The sequence below is a fragment of the Marinobacter sp. ST-43 genome (assembly GCF_030541085.1).
GTDB lineage: Bacteria > Pseudomonadota > Gammaproteobacteria > Pseudomonadales > Oleiphilaceae > Marinobacter > Marinobacter nauticus.
The window spans coordinates 41,930-68,206 of the sequence record NZ_JASSVO010000003.1 but is presented as its reverse complement, the minus strand read 5'-3'; the positions used below and the strand labels follow the sequence as shown (position 1 = coordinate 68,206).

Annotated in this window: 20 protein-coding genes; 12 read left to right on the top strand and 8 right to left on the bottom strand. The window is 57.1% G+C overall.

Annotated elements, in window-relative coordinates:
• Window positions 1-139: 139 nt before the first annotated feature.
• Both QPL98_RS06305 and QPL98_RS06300 read right to left on the bottom strand, forming a co-directional pair.
• Window positions 140-1,252: a branched-chain amino acid ABC transporter substrate-binding protein gene (locus tag QPL98_RS06305; protein ID WP_113879237.1), complete on the bottom strand. Its 1,113-nt coding sequence runs from the start codon at window positions 1,250-1,252 to the stop codon at window positions 140-142.
• Between the two features lie 160 nt (window positions 1,253-1,412).
• Window positions 1,413-2,324, bottom strand: a complete 912-nt coding sequence (locus QPL98_RS06300) for a tetratricopeptide repeat protein (protein WP_303292918.1) — start codon at window positions 2,322-2,324, stop codon at window positions 1,413-1,415.
• A 206-nt stretch (window positions 2,325-2,530) separates the two neighbouring features.
• Between QPL98_RS06300 and QPL98_RS06295 the strand changes: the two genes are divergently transcribed.
• Window positions 2,531-3,025 (top strand): MarR family winged helix-turn-helix transcriptional regulator, encoded by a 495-nt coding sequence (locus QPL98_RS06295; protein ID WP_023009685.1) that lies wholly within the window; start codon window positions 2,531-2,533, stop codon window positions 3,023-3,025.
• Between the two features lie 47 nt (window positions 3,026-3,072).
• On the opposite strand, the gene lon is transcribed toward QPL98_RS06295, so the two are convergent.
• A complete protein-coding gene (gene lon / locus QPL98_RS06290; protein ID WP_121207592.1) occupies window positions 3,073-5,523 on the bottom strand; it encodes an endopeptidase La in 2,451 nt (816 codons plus the stop codon).
• Window positions 5,524-5,661: 138 nt separating this feature from the next.
• Here lon and trxA point away from each other — a divergent pair, with 138 nt between their 5' ends.
• Both trxA and QPL98_RS06280 read left to right on the top strand, forming a co-directional pair.
• Entirely contained in the window at window positions 5,662-6,525 is an 864-nt protein-coding gene (trxA, locus tag QPL98_RS06285) for a thioredoxin (RefSeq protein ID WP_141067972.1), read from the top strand.
• A 59-nt stretch (window positions 6,526-6,584) separates the two neighbouring features.
• Complete coding sequence (locus tag QPL98_RS06280) at window positions 6,585-6,905, top strand: hypothetical protein (protein WP_041657046.1); 321 nt, start codon at window positions 6,585-6,587, stop codon at window positions 6,903-6,905.
• Between the two features lie 42 nt (window positions 6,906-6,947).
• Here QPL98_RS06280 and QPL98_RS06275 read toward each other — a convergent pair whose 3' ends face one another.
• Window positions 6,948-8,312 carry a KamA family radical SAM protein gene (locus QPL98_RS06275; protein WP_041655078.1) on the bottom strand — a complete coding sequence of 455 codons (1,365 nt, stop codon included), beginning with the start codon at window positions 8,310-8,312 and terminating at the stop codon, window positions 6,948-6,950.
• 664 nt (window positions 8,313-8,976) lie between these two features.
• On the opposite strand from QPL98_RS06275, the gene aceE reads away from it, so the two are divergent.
• The 3 genes from aceE (at window position 8,977) to QPL98_RS06260 (ending at window position 14,706) form a co-directional block, all read left to right on the top strand.
• Complete coding sequence (gene aceE / locus QPL98_RS06270; protein WP_303292917.1) at window positions 8,977-11,640, top strand: pyruvate dehydrogenase (acetyl-transferring), homodimeric type; 2,664 nt, start codon at window positions 8,977-8,979, stop codon at window positions 11,638-11,640.
• Between the two features lie 10 nt (window positions 11,641-11,650).
• Window positions 11,651-13,309: a dihydrolipoyllysine-residue acetyltransferase gene (aceF, locus tag QPL98_RS06265; RefSeq protein WP_153740572.1), complete on the top strand. Its 1,659-nt coding sequence runs from the start codon at window positions 11,651-11,653 to the stop codon at window positions 13,307-13,309.
• A 143-nt stretch (window positions 13,310-13,452) separates the two neighbouring features.
• Complete coding sequence (locus QPL98_RS06260) at window positions 13,453-14,706, top strand: NADH:flavin oxidoreductase/NADH oxidase family protein (RefSeq protein ID WP_153740573.1); 1,254 nt, start codon at window positions 13,453-13,455, stop codon at window positions 14,704-14,706.
• Between the two features lie 399 nt (window positions 14,707-15,105).
• Here the strand turns inward: QPL98_RS06260 and QPL98_RS06255 are convergent, their stop codons facing one another.
• From QPL98_RS06255 to QPL98_RS06240, 4 genes are all read right to left on the bottom strand, one after another.
• Window positions 15,106-16,179: a DcaP family trimeric outer membrane transporter gene (locus tag QPL98_RS06255; RefSeq protein WP_227548871.1), complete on the bottom strand. Its 1,074-nt coding sequence runs from the start codon at window positions 16,177-16,179 to the stop codon at window positions 15,106-15,108.
• 92 nt (window positions 16,180-16,271) lie between these two features.
• Entirely contained in the window at window positions 16,272-17,561 is a 1,290-nt protein-coding gene (locus QPL98_RS06250) for an ISL3-like element ISPpu12 family transposase (protein ID WP_011784406.1), read from the bottom strand.
• 21 nt (window positions 17,562-17,582) lie between these two features.
• The gene (lspA, locus tag QPL98_RS06245) at window positions 17,583-18,095 is read right to left on the bottom strand and encodes a signal peptidase II (RefSeq protein ID WP_303292916.1); all 513 of its coding nucleotides are present in this window, start codon (window positions 18,093-18,095) and stop codon (window positions 17,583-17,585) included.
• Window positions 18,096-18,098: 3 nt separating this feature from the next.
• Window positions 18,099-18,995, bottom strand: coding sequence for a cation transporter (locus tag QPL98_RS06240; protein ID WP_004364974.1), 897 nt, complete (start codon window positions 18,993-18,995; stop codon window positions 18,099-18,101).
• Window positions 18,996-19,090: 95 nt separating this feature from the next.
• Between QPL98_RS06240 and cadR the strand changes: the two genes are divergently transcribed.
• From cadR to astD, 6 genes are all read left to right on the top strand, one after another.
• Entirely contained in the window at window positions 19,091-19,498 is a 408-nt protein-coding gene (cadR, locus tag QPL98_RS06235) for a Cd(II)/Pb(II)-responsive transcriptional regulator (RefSeq protein WP_007148576.1), read from the top strand.
• Between the two features lie 259 nt (window positions 19,499-19,757).
• Complete coding sequence (locus QPL98_RS06230; protein ID WP_303292915.1) at window positions 19,758-21,230, top strand: exonuclease domain-containing protein; 1,473 nt, start codon at window positions 19,758-19,760, stop codon at window positions 21,228-21,230.
• Between the two features lie 44 nt (window positions 21,231-21,274).
• A complete protein-coding gene (locus QPL98_RS06225; RefSeq protein WP_153740575.1) occupies window positions 21,275-22,492 on the top strand; it encodes an aspartate aminotransferase family protein in 1,218 nt (405 codons plus the stop codon).
• Window positions 22,493-22,660: 168 nt separating this feature from the next.
• Window positions 22,661-23,677, top strand: a complete 1,017-nt coding sequence (locus tag QPL98_RS06220) for an arginine N-succinyltransferase (protein WP_153740576.1) — start codon at window positions 22,661-22,663, stop codon at window positions 23,675-23,677.
• Window positions 23,678-23,704: 27 nt separating this feature from the next.
• On the top strand, window positions 23,705-24,790 hold the full coding sequence (gene astA / locus QPL98_RS06215; RefSeq protein ID WP_113879245.1) for an arginine N-succinyltransferase: 1,086 nt from the start codon (window positions 23,705-23,707) through the stop codon (window positions 24,788-24,790).
• Window positions 24,790-26,265: a succinylglutamate-semialdehyde dehydrogenase gene (gene astD / locus QPL98_RS06210; RefSeq protein WP_153740577.1), complete on the top strand. Its 1,476-nt coding sequence runs from the start codon at window positions 24,790-24,792 to the stop codon at window positions 26,263-26,265. The genes astA and astD overlap by 1 nt, the downstream gene beginning before the upstream one ends.
• Window positions 26,266-26,277 lie beyond the last annotated feature (12 nt).

Genomic DNA, 26,277 nt, shown 5'->3' with positions numbered 1-26,277 from the left:
CTCCCTCGCCTGGCTGCAACCGGCCACCGGTGTCGCCGGTGCGGATGCAGTGAGGGTCTGCAGGAGCCCAGAAAAACACCTTCCCCCGGATCGCGGTGGGAAGGTGCTCTCATTATTACCGTTAGTTAACGATTTTGGCTCAGTTTACCGGAGTTTTACTGCCGTCTGAATGCCATTCGTACACCACAAACTCGAACGACTTCATGTCGCCGGCTTTATCGTACTGAACAGTGCCGATGGGGGTCTCGAAGCTTCCGGCACGAAGAGCCTGGGCCACGTCGAACGGATCTTTCGAATCGGCGGCTTCAATGCCTTCCGCAATCAACTGCACGGCGGCATAGGAGGTGAGTACGAAGGGGCCGGAGGGATCTTCACCTTTGGCATCAAAGGCGGCGATCAGCTCCTGGTTTTCCTCTTTCTGGTCGAAGCTGGGGGGCAGGGTAACCAGCAGGCCTTCAGCGGCTTCGCCGGCGATGGTGTTAATGTCTTTGTTACCGACGCCTTCCGGGCCCATGAACTTGGCATCTACGTCAGACTGGCGTGCCTGGCGGAGGATCAGGCCCAGCTCAGGGTGGTAACCGCCGTAGTACACGTAATCGACATCAGCTTGCTTGATTTTGGTGACAAGGGAGGAGAAGTCCTTGTCACCGGCGGTAATGCCCTCAAACATTGCGATTTCAATGCCGGCGTCTTTCAGGGTGTCGCGCACGGCGGTGGCAATGCCTTCACCGTATTGCTGTTTGTCGTGAACCACCGCCACGCGCTCCGGCTTCTGGCTGGCGATATAGTTGCCGGCTACCGGCCCCTGCATGCTGTCCAGGCCAATGGTCCGGAACACCAGTTCGTAGCCGCGCTGTGTGATTTCCGGGCTGGTGGAGGCCGGGGTAATCATCAGGATGCCTTCGTCTTCGTAGATGTCAGACGCCGGCTGGGTAGAGCTTGAGCAAAGGTGACCCACCACATACTGAACGCCTTCGTTCACCAGTCGGTTGGCGACGGTGACAGCCTGCTTGGGGTCGCATACGTCGTCCACTTCAACGGCAACGAGTTCTTCACCCATCACACCGCCGGCGGCGTTGATGCGCTCGATAGCCATGCGTGAACCGGAGAATTGCATGTCGCCATACTGGGCTACGGGGCCGGTCATTGGGCCGGCAATACCAATTTTGATCTCGGCAGTTGCCTGGCCTGCGGCCATCAACGCAACGGAAGCGCTAACAACAGTAACGAGTTTTTTGATGGAGGGTTTCATCGTGATGTCCTGTTTGTGTCAGGGTTATTGTTATGTTCTCAGAGATTTAAGAAACACCACCACCCCAGCCTTGTCAAGCTGGGGAGCTGAGGCATTTGCTCCGGAACACAGCATTGCTATTCAAAGTTGAAATAGCAAACGCCGTGCCGTCTCCGGATGATTACGCGTCCGTGCTGTCGTCCTGGTCAACGAACACCAGGCTCCTGAAGCTCTCGTGGTCTTGCAACTGCTCAAAGCTCGGGTCTACCGAGGCGTCGTCCCGGTAGGCCTCGGAAATATTAATGGCTTTTTCAAGGGTGCTGACGGCATCTTCCCAGCGGCCAATCTCAGCGTAGGCGCAGGCCAGCTGGTAATGGGCGTGGCCGTTGTCCGGCGCCAGCTTCAGTGCCCGCTGGCACAGGCTGATGGCCCACAGGGGCTCACGCATTTCCAGCACCGCATCGGCTTTGTAACTGAGCGCCTCAACGTCGTCCGGGCGCAGGTCAAGAATCTGGTCGTAGGCGGCGATCTTGTTCTGTTGCGAGGTCTCCTGGCTTGCCTTCAGCCAGAGCGCATGCACCTCGTTGGTGCGCTCAATCTCAGCCTGGTTCTGATGAATAATCTCGGACTTCTGCTGCAGTTGTTCCTCAATGGACTTCAGGCGCTGTTCATATTCCACCACCAGCTCGTTTACCCGTTTCTCGGCCAGGCTGGTCAGCTGGTTGCGCATGTCGCGGATGGAGTTCCAGCCAATCACCACCAGAATGGAGGTGGCGCCGGCGATCAGGTAGAAAAAGTAAGTCACCGTGTCGGTGGCGTAGGACATGGTTTTGTCGGCCACGGACAGTTCCTTGTCCACCACTTTCTCGATCAGTTCCGCCCGGGTATTCTGCATCTCCTGGCGCAGTGCCTTGGTCTCCTCCAGCAGGTAAAGCTCCACAAACGGGGTATACATGGGTTTTTCCAGGGTTCGTGTGCTTTCCTCTACGTCTTCCGCGGTCAGCTCTTCTTCCGGGCCGAGCTGTTGTTGCTGGGCATTAGCCTGGCCGGCAAAAGTGAGCGCGAGTGCGAACATGAGGTAATACCTGATCATTAACCAGATCCATCAGTCAGTGAATTGAAGCGATTGCTGACCTTAGCATAGTGGCTGGCAGAAATAATGCTGCATTGCCCACCTGAAAGCCCTAAGGCCAACAAGAAAGCAAGCTAGTAAAACTGCACACTTGCAATCCTTGGTGCAAAGACCTCTAATAATTAGTGGTATAAATAATGGTCAGAAATCTCTTCCGGGGGACGGATGTGAACAGCTATGAGCAGGTTTTGGTGGCATTGCGCCGGGTAATCCGGGCCACGGATCTTCATTCCAAGCGACTCAGCAAGCACGCCGGGCTTACCGGCCCCCAGTTGCTGATCATGCGCACTATCCGGGATATGGGTGAGGTTACGATCGGCACGATTGCCGAGAACGTGAGTCTCAGCCAGGCCACGGTGACGACCATTCTCGACAGACTGGAGCATCGCAAACTGGTGTACCGGGTTCGCAGCACGAGAGACAAACGCAAGGTTCACGCCCATCTCACGGAGGAAGGTGCTGAGATTCTGGCTCGTGCGCCCAACCCTCTGCAGGAGGACTTCATCCAGAAGTTTCAGAGCCTGGCGGAGTGGGAGCAGACCATGATTCTGGCCTCGTTGCAGCGCGTGGCCAACATGATGGATGCTGATGATATTGATGCTTCACCGGTGCTGACCGTTGGCTCGGTTCTGAAAGACGACGGCTGGAAAGAAAAGCCCTGACCTGTTTTTGAGGCCGGCCCTGATCAAGGGCCGGCCTCAGCAGTTCATTAATGAACGCTTGATCCCTGCTTCGGCTTGTTGCCAAAACACACCTGAAACACATCGTTGTAGTGTTTGGCAAAGTTCACCGAGATACCTTCTTTCAGGTAATCGGGAAGTTCCTCGTAATCCCCGCGGTTCGCTTCCGGCAGGATCAGGTTATTGATCTTCTGTCGGCGTGCGGCAATCACCTTTTCCCGAATGCCTCCCACCGGCAAGACCTGTCCGGTTAACGTCAGTTCCCCGGTCATGGCCAGGTTCTGTTGCGGTGCTTCCTTGCGGGCAATGGACAACAGGGCGGTGGCCATGGTGATGCCGGCGCTCGGCCCGTCTTTTGGCGTTGCGCCCTCGGGCACGTGCAGGTGGACAAAGGATTTGTCGAAGAAAGTCGGGTCACCCTTGAACCGCTTGAGGTTCGAGGACACGAAGCTGTAGGCGATCTCGGCCGATTCCTTCATCACATCTCCCAGTTGTCCGGTGAGCTTGAAGCCCCGCTGGCTGCTGTGAATGCGTGAGGCCTCAATGCTGAGAGTGGCGCCGCCCATGGCGGTCCAGGCCAGGCCCGTCACCACGCCGGTGCCTTTCAGGGATTTCTCTTTCTTGAATGCCGGCTGGCCGAGATAGTCGGTCAGATCGCCAACACCCACTCGAACCGGGTCATCCGGGTTTTCCAGCAGGCGCACGATGCCCTTGCGGACAATCTTGTGCAGCAGCTTCTCCAGATTCCGCACGCCGGCTTCCCGGGCGTAGCCCTCAATCACCTGGCGAATGGCAGCGTCGCTGATGTTCAGCTGCTTCTTCAGCAGGCCCGCCCGCTTGAGCAGGCGAGGTACCAGGTAATGTTTGGCAATGGCCAGTTTTTCTTCGCCGATGTAGCCGGACAGGCGGATCACGTCCATCCGGTCCAGCAGCGGCCGGGGGATCGTGTCCAACTGGTTGGCGGTGCAGATGAAGAGCACTTTCGAGAGGTCCATGCGCACATCCAGGTAGTGATCCAGGAACTCCCTGTTCTGTTCCGGGTCCAGGGTTTCCAGCAAGGCTGAGGCCGGGTCACCCTGGTAAGAGCTGCCGATCTTGTCGATCTCGTCCAGCATGATCACCGGGTTGGCTACTTTGCTGTCTTTCAGGGCCTGTACGAACTTTCCGGGCATGGCGCCGATGTAGGTGCGACGGTGTCCCTTGATTTCGGCTTCATCCCGCATGCCGCCCACGCTGAAACGGTAGAACTCCCGGCCCAGGGCATCCGCCACCGAATGGCCGATAGAGGTTTTACCGACCCCGGGCGGGCCGACCAGCAGCAGTATGGAGCCGCTCACTTCGCCCTTGAACGTGCCTTCAGCCAGAAATTCAATGATGCGGTCCTTTACATCGTCCAGGCCGTCATGGTCCCGGTCCAGAATCTTGCGGGCCTCGGCCAGATCAAAATGATCCTGTGAATGCACGCCCCAGGGCACCTGGGTAATCCAGTCCAGATAGTTGCGGGTTACCCCGTATTCCGGTGAGCCCTGTTCCAGCACCTGCAGTTTCTGGATTTCATCCTTGAATCGCTCCTGCACGGCTTCCGGCGGATTCAGTTTGGCCATTCGCTCTTCGAAGCGTTCCACGTCCGCGGTTTTGTCATCCTTCGCAATGCCCAGCTCCCGCTGGATCACTTTCAACTGCTCGCGCAGGAAAAACTCCCGCTGGTGCTTCTGCACCTTCTCGTTTACTTCTTCGTTGATCTCGGATTGCAGGCGGGCGACCTCCTGCTCCTTGCGCATCAGCAGCAGTACTTTTTCCATGCGCCGGAGCAGGGGTACGGTGTCGAGAACATCCTGAAGTTCGCGACCCGGAGCGCTGGTCATGGATGCACCGAAGTCCGCAAGGGGAGAGCTGTCATCGGGCCCGAAGCGTGACAGGTATTGCTTCACTTCTTCGCCATAAAGCGGGTTGGTGCGCAGCAGTTCCTTGATGGCGCTGATGATGGCCAGGGTGTAAGCCTTGAGTTCGTCGGCCGGTTCTTCGGGCTCCTGTGGGTATTCGACTTCCACCAGATAGGGTGGGCGACGGCGAAGCCACTGGACAATTCTGAACCGTTGCAGACCCTGGGCGATGAACTGAACCTTGCCGCTCTCGTTCTGGGCTTGATGCACGCGTACGGCGCAGCCCATGGTCTCAAGGTCTTCACTCTCGGGAATGCCGTTTTCGGCCTCTGGATTCTCAACAAAACAGATGCCCAGAACCCGGTGATCGGTTTCACCAACCCGCTTCAGGGTTTCCTGCCAGGGGTCCTGGTTGACCATGACCGGCTGCACCTGAGCAGGAAAGAACGGCCGGTTGGAGACCGGCAGAATATACATGCGCTGCGGCATAACCTGCTGTGGCAGCGCCAGGCTCTTGCTGTTTTCGTCTTTGCCGATGTATTCGGTCACGTCTTCTTCAAATTCTTCCAGGGAGTCTTTGCGGTTCTCGTCATTCATACCGGATTGCTCTCAAGGCGTGAGTGGTTAAAGACCTATGTAACGACAAAAGCCGGGTTTTCAAGCTGGCTTGATTTTTCCGCCGTTGGCTCCATATCTTCAGACAATTTCATTCATTCTGGTTCAGGTTCCCGACATATGAGCAATTCGCCGCATATCTTTGATGCCACCGCCGACAACTTTCAGCAGAAAGTGATGGAAGCCTCTGCTACCACGCCGATTCTGGTGGATGTATGGGCGGAGTGGTGCGCGCCCTGCAAACAGCTGATGCCGATTCTGCAAAAGCTGGCGGAGGAATATCAGGGTAACTTTCAGCTGGCCAAGGTGAATGCCGACGAACAGCAGGAACTGACGGCCTCCCTGGGGGTGCGCAGTCTGCCGACCATCATTCTGGTGAAGAATGGTCAGGCTGTGGATGGTTTTAATGGCGCCTTGCCCGAGAGCGAAATCCGCAAGATTCTGGAAAAGCACATCGAAGCCCCGGCGGAAGATCCTTACGAGAAAGCCCACGCTCTTTGGGAAGCCGGTGATGTGGACGGAGCTCTGGCCATCCTCACGGAGCTGAACCAGAAAGACCCGGAAAACCTGGATGTGCTGATTGATCTGGCCCAGTTGAAGGCCGAGCAGGGCGATCTGGATACCGCGGAGCAGGTGCTCAACAGCCTGCCGCCGGAAGAAAAAATGCAGCATAAAGCCAAACAGCTGGCGGCGAGGGTGAAGTTCCTCAAGCAGTCGGGTGAACTGCCCGCGCAGGCGGAGTTGGAGGCAAAACTTGAGGCCAACCCGAAAGATCCTGAGGCCCTGCATCAGTTGTCCCTGCACATGGTTTTGCAGGATAAAAACGCGGAAGCCATGGATTTGCTGATCCGGCTGATGCAGGCCGATAGCACCTACAAGGACGGCGTCGCCAAAACCACATTGGTGGAGCTGTTTGAGAAACTGGGCAACAACAATCCGGATGTGCGCACGTATCGTAGGAAGCTGTATACCCTGATGCACTGAGCCGGTTGGACGGTGAGCCGGTCGGTAGCATCGCTGACTGGCTCAATTATCTCTCCACGATGCTGAAACTCCCTCCCCAGCCCGACCATTGTGAGCTTTGCGAACGCCCGGTGGCAAAGCTCACAAGGCATCACCTGATACCCAGGCATCTGCATCGCAAGAAGCGCTTTCAGAAACTGTTTTCCAGGGAAGAGTTGATCACCCGTACGCTTTGGGTCTGTCGCCCGTGCCATAACGCGATTCACAGGGCGTGTTCAGAGTATGAGCTGGGGCTGAATTACAACTCGAGGGAAAAGCTGCTGGAGCTCGAGGAGGTGAGGGTGTTTGTTGAATGGATTCGGGAAAAGCCGGCGGGGTTTGTGCCTAAGAAGGGACGGTAAGGAGGCCCGTCACGGGGACGGGCCTGATCTTAAGTCAACGCCTCAGGCGTTGCCGTTCTTCATTTCTTCAAACTCATCCTCAAAGAAGAACTTCTCTTCTCCGAAGGCGGGCTCGAGCTCATGCAGCCAGGTGGCCGTTTCGCTGTATTTGGCGAAGAACGGTCGCTGCACCCAATCCGGGTTTCGGCCTTGCAGGAAGCGCAGTACGAAGACCTTCTCGCCGTTGATTTCGGTGATGCCCTGGATCTCCACTTTGCCGGGGCCGGCGCTCATGCTGGGGCCGCGGGCGGTCCGGGCCAGGCCGCTGACTTGCTTCATGGCCTCACGATAGATGTGGTAAGCCTCGGCCAGGGGCACCTCGAAGTAGTTCTTGGCACCGGTGTCCCGCTCTACGAACATGTAGTAGGGGATGATGCCCAGCTTCACTTCTTTCTTCCACAGCTTGGCCCAGGCATCGGCATCGTCGTTCACATGCTTGATCAGCGGGCCCTGGGCGCGGATCTCGGCACCAGTGGCGCGAATGCGGCGGATGGCCTCTTCCGCGATGTCGGTGGTGATCTCCTGCCAGTGGTTGTAATGGGCCATGATGGCCACGTGTTTGCCACCATCAACCAGCTTGGCGAACAGCTCGATCAGTTCGTCGGCGTCCTTGTCGGTCACGAAGCGATAGGGCCAGAAGGTCAGGGCCTTGGTGCCGATGCGGATGGTCTGGATGTGGTCGAACTCCGGTTGCAACAGGGGTTCCAGGTACTGCACCAGGTTCTTGGTTTTCATCACCATCGGGTCGCCACCGGTGACAAGCAGGTCGGTCACTTCGGTGTGCTCCTGCAGGTAGCCGTGCAGCTTTTCGGCATCGGTACTGGCCATTTTCAGGTCTTTATCGCCAACAAACTGCGCCCAGCGGAAACAGAAGGTGCAGTAGCTGTGGCAGGTCTGGCCCTGGGACGGGAAGAACAGCACGGTTTCGCGGTACTTGTGCTGCACGCCGTCCAGCACCTCTCCGTCCAGTTCCGGCATGTTCATTTCCATCTGCCCGGCCGGGTGCGGGTTCAGTGCGTCGCGGATTTCCTTGGCAGCGGCCTGGATGTCTTTCTTGTCGGCGCCTTCCCGGTGCAGTTGCGCCATGCGCTCGTAGTGTTCGTCCTTGAGCATGCCTTTCTGTGGAAAGACCAGTTGATAGATCGGGTCGTTGGGCACCTTGTCCCAGTTGATCAGTTCGTTGATCACATATTCGTTAACCCGGAAGGGCAGCACGCTGGCCACCACTTTCATTTCAAACAGGGTTTCCTCGGGGAGATTCTGGATCGCCTCAATCTTGTCGAGCTGGCGGTCGGTAAAAACCTTGAACCGGCGCTCCTCGAATTCCTGAACCGGTATTCGGTTCGGAAAGGTGACGATGGAGTTCATGGATCGCCCTCTGTTGTGAGCCAAAGACAAAAGGAGGTGTGCCTCCTTCACTGGTTAAAAAACGGGCAGGCAAGTATACATAAATCATAATTTATTTTCAGGTCTAATTAATAAAACGGAGGTCCGGGCGAGGGTTTTCGGTCGTTCGGTCGGTATTAGCGCCTATTTGTCGCTAAAGGCTGCGAAAAGTCGTGAATGACAGTTTCAGATTATGCTTAGTGTGTTGATGTAAATGAGCGCTGGGAGGGGGTTCGACCTTGGTCGGAGATCGGTTGTTTCGTGATCGGAATATCGCCATTATTGCGTAAGTAATCTAAATAAATGATGGGTATCTGCCATTCAAACAGGTGTTTGTTTGTTTCTTAGTGTCATTTTGTAGTAAAAGAACGAAAGTTTTACTTCTGCTGGATAGTCAGGGCTGGCAGAACCATTCTCCGCGCAATCGGTCCGTGCCAAAAGCCATACCGATAACCGTTCGCGCGGCAGGAAAAATGAGAAAGCTGTTCTATGCTTGAGAGAGGTCAATCACGCAGCTCAGCCTTTCTTACAAGCTGACGTTTCCACAAAAAAATACTGCATACCATCGCAGCTTATCGACTTCGCACCGTCTTTGGCCGCTGATCGTGGCCGGCGTTGCACCTTTTGATGCCAAGGGGAGGGTTTGATGTACCAGGATGATGATCCCATTGAAACCAGTGAATGGCTGGATGCGCTGGAATCTCTGATTGAGAACGAAGGCGTAGAAAGGGCCAAATACATTCTTGAACGGCTTTCCGAGCGAGCCAGCCGCGATGGCACCGAACTGCCTTATTCCATAACCACGCCATTCCGTAACAGCATCCCTGTGACCCAGGAATCTCGCATGCCGGGCGATCTGTTCATGGAGCGCCGCATTCGCTCGCTGATTCGATGGAACGCCATGGCCATGGTGGTGCGCGCCAACAAGCGCCCGGGTGACCTCGGTGGCCACATTTCCACTTTCTCCTCAGCAGCCACTCTGTACGATGTGGGCTTCAACTATTTCTTTCATGGCGGTGGTGAGGATCGTGCTTCAGACCTGGTGTATTTCCAGGGCCACGCGTCGCCGGGCATCTACGCCCGCTCCTTCCTGGAAGGTCGTTTCAGCGAAGAGCAGCTGGACAAGTATCGCGAGGAAGTCGATGGCGAAGGCCTGTCTTCTTATCCTCACCCCTGGCTGATGCCGGATTACTGGCAGTTCCCGACGGTATCCATGGGGCTTGGGCCAATTCAGTCCATCTACCAGGCCCACGTAATGAAGTACCTACACAGTCGCGAGCTGATCGACATGGACGGCCGCAAAGTGTGGGCGTTTGTCGGTGACGGCGAGTGCGACGAACCGGAAACTCTGGGCTCCATCTCCAAGGCGGGCCGCGAGAAACTGGATAACCTGATCTGGGTGGTCAACTGCAACCTGCAGCGCCTGGATGGCCCGGTTCGGGGTAACGGCAAGATCGTACAGGAGCTGGAAGGTGTGTTCCGTGGCGCTGGCTGGAACGTTATCAAGGTGGTCTGGGGCCGAATGTGGGATCCGCTGTTCGACAAAGACGAAGACGGCGTGATGCAACGGGCCATGGACGAGCTTTGCGATGGCGAACTTCAGAACCTGACGTTCAAGGGCCCCGCCTATACCCGCAAGGAATTCTTCGGCAAGCATCCGGAGCTGGCCAAGCTGGCGGAAAACCTGTCGGACGAGGATATCAGCAAGCTGAACCGCGGCGGCCACGACCCTTACAAGGTCTACGCGGCTTATCACAAGGCCGTGAACCAGGCCAACGGCAAGCCGACTGTGATTCTTGCCCACACCATCAAGGGCTATGGTTTTGGTGCGGCGGGCGAAGCCCAGAACACCGCGCACTCTTTGAAGAAGCTGGACATCGATACCCTGAAAGCGTTCCGGGATCGTTTCGGTGTGCCGCTGAAAGACGAAGAACTGGAAGACGTACCTTATTACCGTCCGGCGCCGGACAGCCCGGAGCTGGTCTATATGAAGAAGCGCCGGCAGGAGCTGGGTGGTTTCTATCCCAAGCGCAACAAGGATTGCCAGCCGCTGCAGATTCCCGAACTGGATATCTTCAAGCAGGTGCTGGAAGGGTCTGACGGCCGTGAGATCTCTACTACCATGGCCTTTGTCCGCATTCTGAGTGCCCTGGTCAAAGACAAGCGCATCGGCAAGCGCGTCGTGCCTATCGTGCCGGACGAAGCCCGTACTTTCGGTATGGAAGGCATGTTCCGTCAGTTGGGTATCTACACGGCGGAAGGCCAGAAGTACGTGCCTCAGGATCGTGACCAGATCATGTACTACCGGGAAGACAAGAAGGGGCAGATCCTGCAGGAAGGCATCAACGAAGACGGTGCCATGTCCACCTGGATGGCGGCGGCTACGTCATACAGTACCAACAGTTTCCCGCTGATTCCGTTCTACGTGTTCTACTCCATGTTCGGCTTCCAGCGGGTAGGAGACCTGGCCTGGGCCTCGGGCGACATGCAGGCCCGCGGCTTCCTGATCGGCGGCACTGCCGGCCGGACTACTCTGAACGGTGAGGGCTTGCAGCACCAGGACGGCCACAGCCACATTTTGGCCAACACCATTCCCAACTGTAAGGCCTACGACCCGGCTTACGGCTACGAGATGGCCGTGGTGATCCGTCATGGTATGAAGGAGATGTTTGAAGACAACCAGAACGTCTTCTACTACCTGACCATCGAAAACGAGAACTACGAACAGCCGGCGATGCCGAAAGACTCTGAAGACGGCATCATCAAGGGTATGTACAAGTTTGAGTCTGTGGAAACCAAGGGCCGCAAGAAGAGCCCGCGGGTTCAGCTGCTTGGCTCCGGCGCGATCATGAACGAGGTCCGTGCCGCGGCGCAGATGCTGAAGGACGACTGGGGTGTGGCCTCGGATGTCTGGAGTGTCACCAGCTTCAACGAACTGGCCCGTGATGGCCAGCATGTGGAGCGCTGGAACCACCTGCACCCGGATGACAAGCCGCGCAAGGCCTACGTCACGCAGTGCCTGGAAAAGGCTCAGGGCCCTGTGGTGTCGTCTACCGACTACATCAAACTGCACTCCGAGCAGTTGCGGGCATTCATCCCGAAAACCTACATGACCCTGGGCACCGACGGTTTCGGCCGCAGCGATACCCGTGAGAAGCTCCGTAACTTCTTCGAGGTGGATCGTTACTATGTGGCGGTGACTGCACTGGCCGCCCTGGCTAAAGATGGTGAGATCAAACAGGAGCAGGTTCTCGAAGCCATGCGCAAGTACGGAATCGATCGCAACAAACCGAACCCGGTGCTGAGCTAAGGAGACCGCCATGAGTGAACAGGAAATCAAGGTTCCCGATCTCGGCGGTGCAGATGAAGTCGAGATCATCGAAATCATCGTCAGTGAAGGGGATTCGGTAGAGGAAGAAGATCCGATTCTGACCGTGGAATCCGACAAAGCCTCGGTAGAACTGCCGGCCCCCGTCGCCGGCAAGATCAGCAAAATCACCGTCAAGGTGGGTGACAAGGTGAAAGAGGGCGACGTGATCGGCATGCTGGCCGCCAGCGGTGATGCTGGGGGCTCGGACGATGCCGCGGATGATAAGTCGGAACAGACCGAGGAAAAATCCGAGGCGCCATCTGAGGCCAGATCGGAAGACGCCAAGCCGGCTCCGAAAAAGAAGAAGTCTGGTGGCTCTCGCACCGAAGTGGTGAAAGTGCCGTCGCTGGATGGCTTTGAAGATGTGCCGGTGATTGAAATCAACGTGGCTGAAGGCGATACGGTTGGTGAGGAAGACCCGCTGGTAACAGTGGAGTCCGACAAGGCCACCATGGAAATCCCGTCACCCTACGCGGGCAAGATCGGCAAGATTCTGGTGAAGGAAGGCGACAAGCTCTCCGAAGGTTCAGACCTCCTGGAAATGACCATCGAAGACGATGGTGACGACGAGGGCGAATCGGAAGATTCCGGTGACAGCGCCCGGGCAGACAGCCAGGAAAGCAAACCGGAGAAATCCCAGGGCAAACAGGAGTCCGAGCCTCAGCCGCAGGGCTCTACCTACGAGCCGCCGTCACCTGGCACCAAGGTGCACGCCGGTCCGGCCGTGCGTAAGCTGGCCCGGGAACTGGGGGCAGACCTCACGCGCGTGAAAGGTTCAGGCCCAAAAGGCCGGATCGTGAAAGACGATGTCCACGCCTACGTGAAGAGCCAGTTGCAGCAGGCCCAGCAGGGCAGTGGCGTAGCCACTGGCTCTGGCATTCCGGGCGTGAAACTGCCGGACTTCAGCCAGTTCGGTGAGATCGAGCGTGAAGGTATGTCCCGCATGATGGCAGCCACCGCCACCAACATGCAGCGCAGCTGGCTGAACGTGCCTCACGTAACCCAGTTCGACGATGCCGACATCACCGAAATGGAAGCCTTCCGTAAAGGCCAGAAAGCGGCCGGCGAAAAGCGTGGCGTGAAGATGACCCCGCTGCCGTTCCTGCTCAAGGCCTGCGCCGCCGCGTTGGCGGAACTGCCTCAGTTCAACGTGTCCCTGGACATGGAGCGCAAAGAGGTGGTGCGCAAGAAGTACATACACATCGGCATTGCGGTGGATACGCCACACGGCCTTATGGTGCCGGTGATACGGAATGTAGACCAGAAGGGCCTATGGGAACTGGCGGCCGAAAGCGCCGAGTTGGCCCAGAAGGCGAGGGACAAGCAGCTGAAGCCGGCAGAAATGCAGGGTGCCTGCTTTACCATCACCAGCCTGGGCGGCATTGGCGGCACAGCGTTCACGCCGATCGTGAATACGCCGGAAGTGGCGATCCTGGGTGTGTCCAAAGCCTCCATGAAACCGGTGTGGGACGGCAAGGAGTTCCAGCCGCGGCTGATGCTGCCGCTGTCGCTGTCTTACGACCACCGCGCGGTGAACGGAGCGGATGCTGCCCGGTTTACCAACCTGCTGACGCAGCTGCTCGGGGATATTCGGACCCTGCTGCTGTGATGTAGCCTTGTTGGTCGCACTGCGACGGTGTCGTTGCAGTGCGACCACTCTTCCGCTCGGGCCTGGTCAGCTCGGCCAATGTCTGCACGTTATGAGCCACCCACCATCAGTGTCACAACAAACGACTGTGATACGAGGCTCCCATGACTCCCTCAGAACTGATGTCCAGGCCATTCACGCTGCCGAATGGATCGGTTATCCCCAATCGCTTTGCCAAGTCCGCAATGAGCGAAACGCTGGGAAGCATTGATAATCATCCGACTAAAGAATTGATCACCCTTTACAGAGCCTGGGCAGACGGGGGTGCCGGGCTGTCGATCACTGGCAACGTGATGATTGACCGGAGGCACATCGGGGAGCCGCAAAACGTCGTGGTCGAGGATGAGGCCGATCTGGATCTTCTCAAATCCTGGGCCAGGGCCGGGCGGGGTGGCGGGAAACAGATCTGGATGCAGCTCAATCATCCAGGCAAGCAAAGCCCGAAGATGCTTAATAGAGACCCGGTGTCTCCAAGCGCGATTCCGTTCAAGAAGGACCTGCGGGGGATGTTCGCAACTCCGCGTGCGCTCACGGGGCCGGAGATTGATGACATTATTCGTCGCTTTGCGCAGGCCGCAGCCGTCGCCAAAAAGGCGGGATTTGATGGTGTACAGATTCACGGAGCCCATGGGTATCTGGTTAGCCAGTTTTTGTCTCCCCATCACAATCAACGCACCGACGAGTGGGGTGGTTCTGCGGCGAACCGGCGGCGCTTTGTACTGTCTGTGTATCGAGAAATCCGCAAGGCTTGTGGCAGGGAATTTAATGTTGGTATCAAACTGAATTCGGCTGATTTTCAGCGCGGGGGCTTCACTGAGGATGAGTCTCTGGCTGTGATCAAGGCGCTGGTGGCAGAGGGCATTGATCTGGTGGAAATCTCAGGAGGAAATTATGAAAACCCCGCCATGGCGAAAGGTGCCGGAAGCGAGGAGGTGAAAGCCAGCACCCTGGCACGGGAAGCCTACTTCCTGGAGTTTGCTGAAAAAGTCCGTGAATTGACGGACGTACCCTTGATGGTCACGGGCGGGTTCCGCACAGAGCGGGGGATGGCACAGGCCATCGATTCTGGTGCCACGGACCTGGTGGGGCTGGCAAGGCCCTTGGTTGTGGAACCTGATCTGCCGACTCGTATTATGGCGGGCGATCCGGTTACCAGTGCGGTCAAGCCTATTAAAACCGGCCTTCGAATGATCGACGATATGGCTCTGATGGAGGTCAGTTGGTACACCCGTCAGATCGGAAGAATTGCCCGTGGCAGGGCTCCAAAACAGCACGACCGGGGCCTGTTATCCCTGATGGAGGTGCTGGCGGTTATGGCTACCCGAGGCGTTCGAACACGGTTACGGGCGGGCAGCTAATCGGAGAGCCGGCTGTCCCCGGGGGCCAGCCGGCCGCCTTTCTGATCAGTTGGCAAAGAACATCCAGTCAAAATAATCGTGCAGATCCTGCATGGCCCAGGCTTCCGCAGGTTGGGTCAGTTCAAACAACAGGTTTTGGTCTTTGGCGAGTTTCATGGCGTTACCTCACGTCGTTGCGATAGGAATGCGAGTTCGCTGTCGCCAGCGTATCCAGGCTTTTGCATTGGCCGTGCCAAATCTTCTGGCAGAAGGTAAGTCTATGAAAATGTTAAGTAAGGAATAATTGGCTTTGAGGCTGGAAGATAAGAGCTGAGCAGGAATGGTGCCGGCGCACCATCCTGGAACGAAAAACCCCGGCCGAAGCCGGGGTAATTCTGAGTTAACTTCTGATAGGAAGGATCAGAAGTTGTACTGTGCTGCGAACATCAGGCGGTTAGCGTCTTCGCTGTCACCACCTTTGGTTTCAGTTTTCCAGTACTGGTATTCAACGCCCATCATCACGCTCTTGACCGGCGTCCACATGTAGTTGGCAATGATGTTGGAGCGGGTTTCTTCGTCTCCATCATTTTCAACATCCAGTTCCACCATACCGTAGGTCAGGTTGACGCTGCGGCCGTTACCGAGGGACAAGCTGGTGCCGATTGAAGCGCCGTAGCCTGAGATGGTTTCGAGGTCTTCACCGTCGAGGTAGGCATCAGCTGAACCGGACTGGTACAGATAGGCATTGGCGCCGTCTGTATAGTTCAGGGCGCCTTGGATAGACACCATGTCAGAGGCCTTGAATTTGGCAGCGCCAAACATGCCGTAACCCATGGCTGTATCATCAGTGTCGTTGACTTCGTTTTCATATGCGTTTTGCTTGAGGAGACCTGCAACCGCGAACGACAGAGCATCAGCAGAGCCCTCGTAGCGAGCAGTGAAGGCCGGCATGGTGTCTTTGTCGGTGTCAACCTCATCCCCGTTGACTACAATTGTTGTTCCGTCCAACGAACCCTTGGGATCCTCTACTGAGACGGAGAGACCGCCCGTGGTATAACGAAGCTGTGCGGTCCGAAGCTGATATCCTGCCCAGCCGGCGCTGCCGTTAAAATCCAGGGTCGGCGTATTGCCGGTGAAGCTGTTGTAGTTTGACCAGGTCTGCCCTGCCAGAATGCCGTTATATTCGCCAAAAGCATGGCGGAGGCGGAAGTTTCCACCACTGGCAAAGTCACCTTCGACGGTGATCTTGAAATCCTGTGGCAGGCTCGCTTTAACACCAATACGACTTTGAGTTGCTGAGGCGTCGAAGTGGCCTTCATTATCGGAGCCAGAAACCTTACCGAAATCACCAGCCAGAGTACTGTTGTCACCGGTGATCTTTTCGTTGATATCGTAAGTGGCAGTCAGTCGCGCGTAGCCGTAGATGTCGGCATTCACATCGCCGGCCTGGATTTCAAACGCCTGTGCCTGAGAAGCCAGACCCAGAACTGTCATAGCAGCCGTCGCACGAATTGCCATTCTTAATTTGGGGTATACGGATTTAATGGTTGATGGGGCACCTTCACCCCATCAATCTGATACCACCCTCAGATGGTTGATAGATCGACTCCGTAGTTGAGTTCCTCTGCGAAGTCCGGCAGTCCGTAACCGATGGTTTTCTTGTAGAAAGGAGAGACCTTCGCAGTCGGTGCCTTCTTCTTGTGCTTCGTGGTGTAGAGCATTCGTGCCCGCATCACCTCGAAGGAGTAACCGCGCCCTTCACGGTTCTTGTCCTTGGCCAGTCGGTTGATGGACTCCGTGTAAGCGTTGGTGACGGGCATGTCCGTCTCGAAGTAGGTCATGGTCTCTTCGCGCCAGTTTCCCACTGCCCTGACCAGATCGCTCCAGACTTCCTTTTGGCCCTTCGGGATGGTGGCTATCCACTCGTCCAGGGCGGCTTCTGCCTGGAGCCGTGTGGTGGCGTCCCAGATGCCGTAGAAGCGCTCCTTGTGCTCGTAGGCGGCCAGCAGTTGCGGGAACGCGCCTGTCCAGGTCTCCATGATGAGGCGCTCCCGGTCTGAGACTTCGTGAGCGCGTTTCAGCAGGATTTTCCGGTCTCCCTTGAGAGTCCGGCTCTGGGACGGTTTCAGCTCCTTTCTGAGGCCCTTGCGCACTCTCTCTAGGGCATCGTTGGCCATGCGCACCACATGGAACTTATCGACCACGATACGGGCCTGGGGCAGCACAGCCTTGACCGCTGCCCGGTAGGGGTTCCACATGTCCATGCTGACGATCTCGACCTTCTGCCGGTCTTTCAGCTTCATCAGGTAGTTGGTCACCACGTCCTGGCGGCGGGTGGTCAGCAGGTCGAGCAGGGTTCGCTCCTCAATGTTGGTCAGAATGCAGCGGTAGCGCTTGTTCAGGTATAGCTCGTCAATGCCCAGGATGCGGGGCGTCTCGAAGCGGTGCCAGCGCCCCAGGAACTCGGCGCGGGCGTTGAAGATGTCGCGCACCGTCTTCTCGTCCAGGCCGGTCTGTGCCGCCACAAAGGTGTAGGGGTGGTTGAAGGATTCCTTCTCCACGTACTCATGCAGCCGCAGTGTCATACGGAATCCGTCCACCATCTCCGGTAGCTGGGGCCTGAATGTTGTCTTGCAGGCCCGGCAGGTGTATCGGCGGCGGACCACCCAGAGAGTGACCCGCTTGCCGTGGATGGGCAGATCACGATAGGGAACGTCACGCTTGCCGAACCGTACGAACTCACCCTGCACGCCGCATTCCTCGCAGGCGATGGGATCGGGCACGTCCACCTGGAAGTGCATTTCGTCGTCGGTTGATTTGCAGCCCAGTACTTGGTATTGCGGCAGGTGAAGGATGTTGTCGGGAAGTTCGGTCATGGTGTTGTATAGGCGTAGGTGTCAGTCAGATCCATCCGACTCGGTATTGGTGTTTGCTTTTTTACCCAACAAGCTGCTGGAAACGAAAAGTAAGGCACCGAGGACAATTGCAATATCAGCCAGGTTGAAGGCCGGCCAATGCCAGTCTCGCCAATAGAAATCAAAGGAATCCACAACATAGCCGCGAAAGACCCGGTCAATCAGGTTGCCCATGGCGCCACCGAGGATAAGACTGTAAGCGATGGCTTCTCCTTTATGACGATTTTCAAGGATCAGCTTGATCAGAAAAATCGAGACCACTACCGCGATTCCGATAAAAAAGTAGCGCTGCCAGCCTCCACCATTCGCAAAAAGACTGAATGCGGCACCGGTGTTCCATAGGTGCACCCAGTTAAAGAACGGGGTCACCGAAACATACTCGCCATAGGCCATTGATTGCTGCACCAGCCACTTTACAGCCTGATCAGACGCTGCCAGCAGGCCCGATATGGACAATAGGGCATACGGCGAGAGCTTTTTGCCAATAATGAGCATTATTTAACCCTTCAACGCCAAAATGCGTCTGGCACCGTTAAGTACAATGCCCCCCGCGATGGTGCCGATAATCAGATCCGGATAATTGGAACCGGTCCACGCGACCAGGGCGCCGGCGGTGATGACCCCCAGGTTGATCACCACGTCGTTGGCCGAGAATATCCAGCTTGCCTTCATGTGCGCCCCGCCTTCCCGATGTTTGGATATGAGCAGCAGACAACTGGTATTGGCAATCAATGCGACGAATGCGATAGCCATCATCACCAGCGATTCAGGCTCACTACCGAATACAAAGCGTCTCACCACCTCTACGAGCACGCCCACAGCCAAGATCAGTTGCAGTACACCAGCAAGATGCGCGGCACGTACCTGCATTTTCACGCTATGTCCAACCGCATAAAGGGCAAGCCCGTACACCGCCGCATCGGCAAAATTGTCCAGGGATTCTCCAATCAGGCCGGTGGACCGGGCGATCAGACCGGCAGTCATTTCCACCACGAACAGAAGTGCATTGATGCCGAGCAACCAGCGCAGGGTCCCGGATTCTTGCTTAGCAGAAGCTGCCGAAAACTCGGCGGCCTTGATGGTCTCCGGATTTGCAGCGACGGTTTCCTGAAGCGAGGCGCCTAGCCCCAAGGTCTTCAGTTTCGAGGTGACGGGCTCGACCTCGCCGTCATGCACGACCTTCAGCCGGCGGTTCGACAAGTCGAAGGACAGCGCCCGAATCTCCTCAAAGCCGTTCAGGGCTAGGCGAATCATTCGTTCTTCTGATGGACAGTCCATCTTCGGCACGGCATAAACACTGACCCATCTCCCTGGCGCCTCGGAGGAGGCCTGTATATCGGTATCCGCTGCGGACGTTGCATCACCGCCACAGGCGCCACCACAGGATTTGCTCATGATACGACTCCACTTGAACAATGTTGTGGTACCATTTAAAACTATAAAGCTACTATAAGGTCAATAGAGTAAAGAATCCGTTGGGGAGGAGGCTGATGCGCATTGGTCAGTTGGCGCAGTTGGTAGGGGTCGAAACACAGACGATCCGCTTCTATGAACAGCAGGGCTTGTTGCCGCCGCCTGATCGGCAGGACAACGGTTACCGTGTCTATACCGAGAAGCATGGTGAGGGGCTGGCCTTCATCCGTCGCTGCAGAATCCTGGGCCTGTCACTGGCTGAGATTCACGAACTACAGAGCTATCAGGACGACCCTCATCAGCCTTGTACCGCCGTCAACACCTTGCTCGATGATCACATCTCTCATGTGCGGTCGCAGATAACCGCTCTGCAAGCGCTTGAGAAACAACTCGTTTCACTGAGAGCGAGTTGCAACGATGACCGGGAAGTTGAGGCGTGTGGGGTTCTTGCTGGAATTAGCGAAGGAAACATGCACCAGCAGTAGGTGAAGCATCAACCAGATAATCCGATGAGATGCCGGTCTGTCTCACTCTCATGCAAAGGTAAGATCAACCATTTAATCCGCTTACCCTTAATTTGTTGCTTTGCATTGTTGTTGTCTCCACACGTTTATTGTTGTTGGACCCACAGACAAAGTAGTTACGAATCTATGACAATTCAAACAGAATCGGTGATTATTTAGACGAATGACTATAGGCCTTCGATTCAGTCATGGTGGCATCCGGAGGAGTACTTTGGTCGTAATGGGCAAGATGATTTTCAAACACGAGATGCTATCTGAACCTACGTTTGCCTTCGTCGATATTGAAACCACCGGCGGCAATGCCCAGCGGGATCGGATCACCGAAATTGGTATCCGCTTCTGGCGTAACGGGGTCGTTGTGGGGGAATGGCAAACGCTCCTGAACCCGGAAGCCCGGATCTCCGGGTTCATCGAACGACTGACGGGTATCTCCAATGCCATGGTGGCGAGTGCCCCTCGTTTTGAGACCATTGCCGACGAGCTGGAGCGGCACCTGGACGGGTGCATTTTTGTCGCCCACAACGCACGCTTTGATTACGGTTTTATCAAGAGTGAATTCCGCAGATTGGGGCGACTGTTCAGTGCCCGGGTGCTTTGCACCGTTCGACTTTCCCGGGCGCTCTATCCGGAGGCCGAACGCCACAACATGGATGCGCTGATCGCCCGGCACGGATTACCCGCTGTTGAGCGCCACCGGGCCATGGGCGATGTCACTGCCATGCTGGCGTTCTTTGAACACACCTTGCTTGAGCAGGGCGAAGACACCGTTGGTGCCACCATCAACCGCCTGCTCCAGCGCCCCAGCACACCCTCCAACGTACCCGCGGAAATGCTCGCTGATTTGCCGGCGGGGCCCGGTGTGTACCGGTTTTATGGAGATAACGATGTGCTGCTGTACGTTGGCAAAAGCACCAATATTCGCCAGCGGGTGACCTCGCATTTTTCCGGTGATCATCAGAGCAGCCGTGGAATCCGGCTGTCCGAAAGCCTGCGCCGGGTGGAATACACCGAAACTGCCGGAGAGCTAGGTGCCCTGTTGCTGGAACTCAAACAGATAAAGACCCTGAGCCCGCTGTTCAACCGTCGCTCACGGGCGGCGAAAAGCCTGGTCAGCATCGCCCTGCACCCGGACAACTCCGGCTACCTGAATGCCGAGTTGGCCAGAACCATCACGCCGGATCAACTGGGAGATTACTTCGGCCTGTTTCGCAGCAAGCGGGACGCGTTAAGTGCGTTACGGGGCATCGCCAGCAAAAACGACCTGTGCGGAAAACTCCTGGGACTGGAGCCGGCAACCCCGGGACCATGCTTTCAACGATCCCTGGGGCGGTGCAAAGGTGCCTGTGAAGGCGCGGAAGACGTCACCCGGTTCAACCTGCGCATGCAGATCGCCTTTCATAATCTGCGTCTGAAAACCTGGCCCTGGCCCGGCCCAGTTGCCCTGGCCGAAGAAAACCCGGAAAACGGACGCACGGACTGGCTGATCATCTGGAACTGGATTCATATAGAAACGCTGCGCAGCGACCAGCACACCGAGGCCGATCTGCACGACTATCAGCCCGGCGAAGACCCGGTCACCTTTGATCTGGATTCCTACAAGCTGCTCATTAAAGCGCTCCTGGGGAAAGATCGAAACCACCATCGCATCATCGAGTTACATGCTATAACACAACCGGCTGTTCTTATGCCCTGAGTGGCGTATTATGGGGAGGAATTCATCCACTCAGAGAGAGATCCATGAACAGAGAACCTGTCTCCCGCGAACTTTTTGATGAAGTCATGGTGCCCAACTACGCCCCCGGAACCATTATCCCGGTGCGAGGCGAAGGCTCCCGCGTGTGGGATCAGGAAGGCCGAGAGTTCGTGGATTTGCAGGGTGGTATTGCCGTCACCAGCCTGGGCCACGCCCATCCGGGGCTATTGGGTGCGTTACAGGAACAGTCAGAAAAAATCTGGCACCTGTCGAACGTCATGACCAACGAGCCTGCCCTGCGGCTGGCCAAAACCCTGTGTGACCTCACCTTCGCCGAGCGGGTGTTCTTTGCAAACTCCGGCGCTGAAGCCAACGAAGCTGCCTTCAAACTGGCCCGTCGCTACGCCTGGGAACACTACGGTCCGGAAAAACACGAGATCATTTCGTTCAAGAATTCCTTCCACGGCCGCACCCTGTTCACCGTCAGTGTGGGTGGCCAGCCCAAATACCTGGAAGGCTTTGAACCGGCCCCCGGCGGCATCCATCACGCCGAATTCAATAACCTGGACTCAGTGAAAGCGCTGATCTCCAAAGAGAAGACCTGCGCTGTCGTGGTCGAGCCCGTCCAGGGTGAAGGCGGCGTCATGCCGGCAGATCCCGAATTCCTGCAAGGGCTGCGAGAGCTCTGCGACGAACACAACGCCCTGCTGGTCTTCGACGAAGTCCAAAGCGGCGTAGGCCGCACCGGCTACCTGTACGCCTACGAAATGTACGGCGTAACACCGGACATCCTCTCCAGCGCCAAAGGCCTGGGCGGCGGCTTCCCGGTTGCCGCCATGCTGACCACCGCCAAAGTCGCGGCCAGCCTGGGCGTAGGCACCCACGGCAGCACCTACGGCGGCAACGCGTTGGCTTGCGCCGTGGCCCAGAAAGTCATCGACACCGTCAGCCAGCCGGAAATCCTCAAGGGCGTCAAAGCCCGCTCCGAAAAACTGCGCAAAGGCATGATGGACATCGGCGAACGCTACGGCGTGTTCTCCGAAGTTCGCGGTGCTGGTCTACTCTTGGGTTGTGTACTGACCGAACAATGGCAGGGCAAGGCCAAAGACTTCCTGAACGCCGGTCTGGATGAGGGCGTGATGGTCCTGGTAGCCGGAGCCAATGTGGTGCGGCTGGCGCCTTCGCTGATCATTCCGGAAACGGATATTGAAGAAGCGCTGGAAAGGTTTGAAGCTGCAGTGAAGAAGATCACGGCTAAGTAAAATGTAGCCCCTGGGGCTGGGTTCCCCTTCCGGAAATTTCGGAGGCCATGGATGGCCGGAGAGAAGCGCACAGGGATGTGCTTGTAGCGGTTTCCGGAAGGGGAACCCAGTTCCAGGGGCGGGCGAGCCTGCTCCAAAAATCCTGATGGTTCGATAGAGGAGCGCACCATGTGGCGAGTCAGACCAGCCAAACTGGATGACCTGCAACAAATCCTGGACATAGCCGGCGCCCAAACCGCCAGGCTCTCGTCCACCCTGCCCAAAACCGAAGAAACCCTGGCCCGGAAAATTCAACACTCCCGGGACTCCCTGGCCGACAACGCCCCCGAAGGCACTCCGCGCCGCTTTCTGTTCGTACTCGAAAACACCGAAACCGGCGAAATCGCCGGCACCGCAGGTATCGACAGCCGCGCCGGCAACGGCCACCCGTTTTACAATTACCGGCGTGACTACCTCATCCACGCCTCCCACGAACTCAACGTCTCGCGCCGCGTCGAAGTCCTGTACCCGAGCCACGCCCTGACCGACCTGACACTGCTGTGCTCCTTCACCCTGAAAGAACAACACCGCAACACCCCGGTATTCGAGCTGCTATCCCGGGCCAGAATGATGTTCATTGCCAGCCACCGGGAATGGTTCACCAACCGAACGGTGGTTGAAATCCAGGGCGTACAGCACGAAAACGGCAGCGTGCCCTTCTGGGACAGCCTGGGGCGACATTTCTTCAATATGGACTTTGAAACCGCCGATCAATATTCCGGCCAGCTCAGCAAAACCTTTATTGCCGAACTCATGCCGCCGAACCCGGTGTACGTCACCCTGCTCAGTACCGAGGCTCAGGAAGCCCTCGGCCAACCACACCCGCTGACCGAACCCAACTATCAGCTACTCCAGCGCGAAGGTTTTCAGCCCGGATGCTACGTCGATATCTTTGACGGCGGACCAGTGATGGAAGTGCGCACCGACAGCCTGAAAACCCTGGTGACCAGTCAGCCCAAAACACTGCACGGCAGCCACCAGAACGATGGTGAAACCTGCCTGATCAGCGCCGGCGAAGGTGAGCACTTCCGCTGCCTGTTGACCCCGGTGGCAGAAACGTTGGCGGATGATGTAAAAGTGCCGGTGAGCACCTGGCATGGCCTGCAAAGCAGCGCCGGCGACCCGGTAAGGATTTCACCGTTATGAGCATGCAAATACAGGGGAGGGCGTAAGATGCTGGTGATCCGCCCGCTTCAGTCTGACGATCTGGAAGACCTCTATGCCATGGCGCAGAAGGCCGGCAAAGGCCTGACCACATTGCCCGCCGACCGGGAACTGCTTCAGCGCAAGATTGATCGCGCCCGTGAATCCTTCAATCAACGCTGTGCGCCGGAAGCGGCCCTGTACCTGTTTGCGCTGGAAGATATTCAGGCCAGGAAGACCGTTGGCATCAGTGGCATCGAGGCCCGGGTTGGCCTGGAAGAAGTGTTCTACAATTACCGGCTGAGTGTCACGGTCAATGCATCGAAAGAGCTGGGTGTGCATGTGCGCACGCCCACGCTGAACCTGTCCAACGACATGACCGACACCACCGAAATCTGCTCGCTGCTGCTTTCCGACGAGTATCAGGGCGGCGGCAATGGCCTGTTGTTATCCCGCTGTCGTTTTATGTTCCTGGACGATTTTCGCAAACGCTTTTCCGACAAAGTGTTCGCGGAAATGCGTGGAGTCTCGGACAAAGACGGTAAAAGCCCCCTGTGGGATGCCCTGGGCAGCAAGTTTTTTGACATGGAGTTCAGCCAGGCCGATATGCTCTCCGGGCTTGGCAATAAATCCTTCATTGCGGAACTGATGCCGAAATACCCCATCTACCTGCCGATGTTGCCAGACGCTGCGCGGGCGGTCGTTGGCATGGTGCACGACAATACCCGGCCGGCGCTGAAGATGCTGCAGGCCGAAGGTTTCAACTTCAACGGCATGGTGGATATTTTCGATGGCGGGCCTGTGGTTGAAGCCTTTGTCCATAACATTCGTACGGTGCGGGAAGCGGTCAACCGGCATGCCATGGTAGTTAATCACAGCATGGATCTGGATGTGCCGGCAGAGCAACGGGTGATGATCTCGAACCGGTCGTTCCGGGACTTTCGGGTAACCACCATACCCATGAACTGCATCGGGCCCGACACTGTCAAAATTCCTAGAGTGCTGGCCGAGGCTCTTTTAGTGGAGTCGGGTGATCCGGTGCGTATTGCCCCCTTGAAGGAGGGTGCTTTGTCGCCGATCCGGCCAAACAATTCCGAACCGGGAGGTGGTAAATAATGGCAAACCTGACAGGCAATGTTTACATCGACGGGCTCTGGCTGCAAGGCCACGGAGCGCCCTTTGAATCGGTGCAGCCGGTAACAGGTGAAACGGTCTGGGATGGCAATGCCGCCAGTCTCGAAGATGTGGACGCAGCGGTTCGGGAAGCTCGAAAGGCGTTTCTGGCGTGGCGCCGGAAAAGTCTCGCAGAACGCCAGGCGGTGATTGAGGCCTTCGGCGAACTGCTTGAGGCCAACAAGGAAGAAATGGCCCATCAGATCGGCCTGGAAACAGGAAAGCCTCTCTGGGAGTCCCGCACCGAAGTGGCGGCCATGATGGGTAAAATTCCGATCTCCGTGAAAGCCTACAACGAGCGTACGGGGCACACCGAATCCGACGTGGCCGGTGGGCATGCGGTATTACGCCATCGCCCCCATGGCGTGGTCGCCGTGTTTGGCCCCTATAATTTCCCGGGCCATCTGCCCAACGGGCACATTGTGCCGGCCTTGCTGGCCGGCAATACCGTGGTGTTCAAACCCAGTGAACTGACCCCGGGGGTGGCGGAACTCACCGTCAGGCTCTGGGAAAAAGCCGGTCTGCCGGATGGGGTGATCAATCTGGTTCAGGGCGGTTCCGATACCGGCAAGTGCCTGGCCCGGCACCCGCTGATTGACGGTTTGTTCTTTACCGGCAGTTCCACTGTCGGGCACCTGCTGCACGAACAGTTCGGCGGCCAGCCGGAGAAAATCCTGGCGCTGGAGATGGGCGGTAATAACCCTCTGATCGTTCAAAATGTGTCAGACCTGGATGGCGCCGTGCACCACGCACTGCAGTCCGCGTTCCTTTCGGCCGGACAGCGCTGTACCTGTGCTCGCCGGCTACTGGTGCCCAAAGGCAAGAAGGGTGATGAATTCCTGGCACGGCTGGTGGAAGTGGCGGCCCGCATCACCGTGGCGGAATTCGATGCTGACCCGCAGCCGTTTATGGGCTCGGTGATTTCTGCCGATGCGGCAGACCAGCTACTCAAGGCTCAGGCTGCGATGCTGGAGAAGGGTGCGACCTCGTTGCTGGAAATGAAACAGCTCAAGCCCGATACAGGTCTGTTGTCGCCGGGAATTGTGGATGCGACCGGGATAGAGCTGGAAGATCAGGAGTTTTTCGGCCCGCTGCTGACGGTGTACCGCTACAAAGGCTTCGATGAGGCCCTGGAGCTTGCCAACAACACTCGCTACGGCCTGTCTGCCGGCATCCTGAGCGATGACCGCAAACTCTATAATCGTCTGGTGGAGGAAGTGCGCGCCGGTATTGTGAACTGGAATCGGCCACTTACCGGGGCCAGCAGTGCTGCACCGTTCGGTGGTGTCGGCGCCAGCGGTAACCATCGTGCCAGTGCCTATTACGCGGCCGATTACTGCGCCTGGCCGATGGCCTCTCTGGAAGCCGGCAAGAGTGAGCTGCCGGATAGCCTGGCCCCGGGCCTGAATTTTGACTGACAGGAACAGCTG

What these genes read in the sequence shown, in the direction of transcription:
- QPL98_RS06260 (WP_153740573.1), top strand. Translation starts at nt 13,453, where the DNA reads ATGACTCCCTCAGAACTGATGTCCAGGCCATTCACGCTGCCGAATGGA.
- astA (WP_113879245.1), top strand. Translation starts at nt 23,705, where the DNA reads ATGCTGGTGATCCGCCCGCTTCAGTCTGACGATCTGGAAGACCTCTAT.
- aceE (WP_303292917.1), top strand. Translation starts at nt 8,977, where the DNA reads ATGTACCAGGATGATGATCCCATTGAAACCAGTGAATGGCTGGATGCG.
- QPL98_RS06240 (WP_004364974.1), bottom strand. Translation starts at nt 18,995, where the DNA reads ATGAGCAAATCCTGTGGTGGCGCCTGTGGCGGTGATGCAACGTCCGCA.
- QPL98_RS06225 (WP_153740575.1), top strand. Translation starts at nt 21,275, where the DNA reads ATGAACAGAGAACCTGTCTCCCGCGAACTTTTTGATGAAGTCATGGTG.
- QPL98_RS06275 (WP_041655078.1), bottom strand. Translation starts at nt 8,312, where the DNA reads ATGAACTCCATCGTCACCTTTCCGAACCGAATACCGGTTCAGGAATTC.
- lspA (WP_303292916.1), bottom strand. Translation starts at nt 18,095, where the DNA reads ATGCTCATTATTGGCAAAAAGCTCTCGCCGTATGCCCTATTGTCCATA.
- QPL98_RS06300 (WP_303292918.1), bottom strand. Translation starts at nt 2,324, where the DNA reads ATGATCAGGTATTACCTCATGTTCGCACTCGCGCTCACTTTTGCCGGC.
- QPL98_RS06220 (WP_153740576.1), top strand. Translation starts at nt 22,661, where the DNA reads ATGTGGCGAGTCAGACCAGCCAAACTGGATGACCTGCAACAAATCCTG.
- trxA (WP_141067972.1), top strand. Translation starts at nt 5,662, where the DNA reads ATGAGCAATTCGCCGCATATCTTTGATGCCACCGCCGACAACTTTCAG.
- QPL98_RS06255 (WP_227548871.1), bottom strand. Translation starts at nt 16,179, where the DNA reads ATGACAGTTCTGGGTCTGGCTTCTCAGGCACAGGCGTTTGAAATCCAG.
- aceF (WP_153740572.1), top strand. Translation starts at nt 11,651, where the DNA reads ATGAGTGAACAGGAAATCAAGGTTCCCGATCTCGGCGGTGCAGATGAA.
- QPL98_RS06250 (WP_011784406.1), bottom strand. Translation starts at nt 17,561, where the DNA reads ATGACCGAACTTCCCGACAACATCCTTCACCTGCCGCAATACCAAGTA.
- QPL98_RS06280 (WP_041657046.1), top strand. Translation starts at nt 6,585, where the DNA reads ATGCTGAAACTCCCTCCCCAGCCCGACCATTGTGAGCTTTGCGAACGC.
- astD (WP_153740577.1), top strand. Translation starts at nt 24,790, where the DNA reads ATGGCAAACCTGACAGGCAATGTTTACATCGACGGGCTCTGGCTGCAA.
- cadR (WP_007148576.1), top strand. Translation starts at nt 19,091, where the DNA reads ATGCGCATTGGTCAGTTGGCGCAGTTGGTAGGGGTCGAAACACAGACG.
- lon (WP_121207592.1), bottom strand. Translation starts at nt 5,523, where the DNA reads ATGAATGACGAGAACCGCAAAGACTCCCTGGAAGAATTTGAAGAAGAC.
- QPL98_RS06305 (WP_113879237.1), bottom strand. Translation starts at nt 1,252, where the DNA reads ATGAAACCCTCCATCAAAAAACTCGTTACTGTTGTTAGCGCTTCCGTT.
- QPL98_RS06230 (WP_303292915.1), top strand. Translation starts at nt 19,758, where the DNA reads ATGGGCAAGATGATTTTCAAACACGAGATGCTATCTGAACCTACGTTT.